1 protein-coding gene and 2 pseudogenes are annotated in these 1,601 nt (G+C 35.9%); 1 reads left to right on the top strand and 2 read right to left on the bottom strand.

Annotated elements, in window-relative coordinates; translation table 11 throughout:
- Together ACFIMS_RS08290 and ACFIMS_RS08285 are read right to left on the bottom strand one after the other, a co-directional pair.
- On the bottom strand, window positions 1–582 hold a 582-nt coding region (locus ACFIMS_RS08290; RefSeq protein ID WP_375696618.1), incomplete at its 3' end, for a BA14K family protein.
- A 472-nt stretch (window positions 583–1,054) separates the two neighbouring features.
- A pseudogene (locus ACFIMS_RS08285) lies at window positions 1,055–1,453 on the bottom strand (two-component sensor histidine kinase); the annotation flags it as partial.
- 4 nt (window positions 1,454–1,457) lie between these two features.
- On the opposite strand from ACFIMS_RS08285, the pseudogene ACFIMS_RS08280 reads away from it, so the two are divergent.
- A pseudogene (locus ACFIMS_RS08280) lies at window positions 1,458–1,601 on the top strand (MBL fold metallo-hydrolase); the annotation flags it as partial.

Below are 1,601 nucleotides of genomic sequence, written 5' to 3'. Positions count from 1 at the left end.
GTCTCGGAAAGTTCCTGTTTTAGGGTTGAAAGAACGGTATTTTTTCTTGCAATAGTTAAGCCAATCAGATTCTAATGATTGTTGTACTGGCTCATATTCCACTGTTTGCGGAGCTTCATAAATTATCTGTTCCTGTGGAACCTGTTGATATACAATTTGATGCTGTGGTGCGGTTTGATAAACAACTTGTGGCTGTTCTGATTTTTTAAAAATTTTGCCGAGAAGTGCACCTGCTGCAAGAGCAAGAATGCCCATTGCTAAAGCTTCTCCTGAGTTATTTATATTAATACTACTGTGTTTTGTCTTTTTGCGCTCGACATAATGATATGTCTTGTGTTCAACATGATGGTGTTGTTGTGCTCCCCATTTATGGCTAACATAATGACGCGTGTGGGGATTATCAAAAGAGTGATGTTCACTATGAGAAAAATGGGAGCTAAAATTGTGAGACGGTAAACCAGCCTCCCTTCTCATGTCATAGTTATGATACCATGCCATATCTGCAAGCGTTGGATTTAATGGCATCAAAACGGTTGCAGTAGACATTGCTGATAATACCGCTAATCTGATCACTTTTTTCATAATGATGCTCCTTGTGTAAATTCGTATTTTTCACATCCTACACGTTTCAAACTGAATAGAGACTGAACAATTTTGGACTTTATTGTGACAAAAAAATAAAATTTCATTTAGTTAAAACTATTATCAATACAATAAAATAAAATCATGACAGAATTTTGATTTCAATTAATGTACTCTTCTTAAGCTTAATTAAGCAGCTTGTATTTAGAGCACCAGATTTTTTACTATTGGTTATAAATTATTTATTGATGAGTAATTTTTTATTGCTTGATACAATATGAATTGAACAATAGGTGTATGAACAAAAGTTATCGTTTTTTATTATAGGCTTATGGTGCTAAGATAGAACCTTATTTGTGTGATTGAATACAGTCCTGTTTGACTACTCTCTTGTGAGGCTAAATATTGAGTTCGATATCATATTATAACTGTATAAATATAATATATTGCGGGAACTTTTTTTGATATATGGGAAACATTCTTGTTGGGATATGGCTGTTAGTTTGACAGTATTGGCATAACAAAATGCATTTGACACAAGATTGCTGATGAGACGCCTGAAGGCACGTGGGCGTGCTTGTATTGGTGTAGGGCTTTCAATGGTGTAGGAAAATTGACGTTTGTGAAGATGCACATCGGTAGAGAATTTTTGCATAAGAGCATTTAAATCAAAAGTTTTAACACACTCACTTTCTTCACTACGGGCAAAAGCAAGGTAATCTTCTAACATGTTTTGCGTGTCGCTCACATCTTGTTCAAGCAGCTTGATATCAAAGTCAGTATTTGCTAACGCTTGCTGAAGTTTAAAACGGGTGAGAATGGTTCTTAAATCATGGCTTACACCCGAAAGCATCGTGGTGCGTTGTTCGATATAGTTAGAAGATGGTGAGTGTGTGTATTTTGCTGGACATGAGTTTAGGGTTTTACATACACTGGGGCATTCCCCTGGTCATGTTATTTATTTCAATGAAAAAGAGCGCTTAGCCCTCTTGGGTGATGTTCTCTTTCGTGGTTCTATT

The sequence above is a fragment of the Bartonella sp. AP331QHHD genome (assembly GCF_042195905.1).
Classification (GTDB): domain Bacteria; phylum Pseudomonadota; class Alphaproteobacteria; order Rhizobiales; family Rhizobiaceae; genus Bartonella.
Note: the sequence above shows the minus strand (reverse complement) of the source record. Positions and strands in the feature narration are given on the sequence as shown.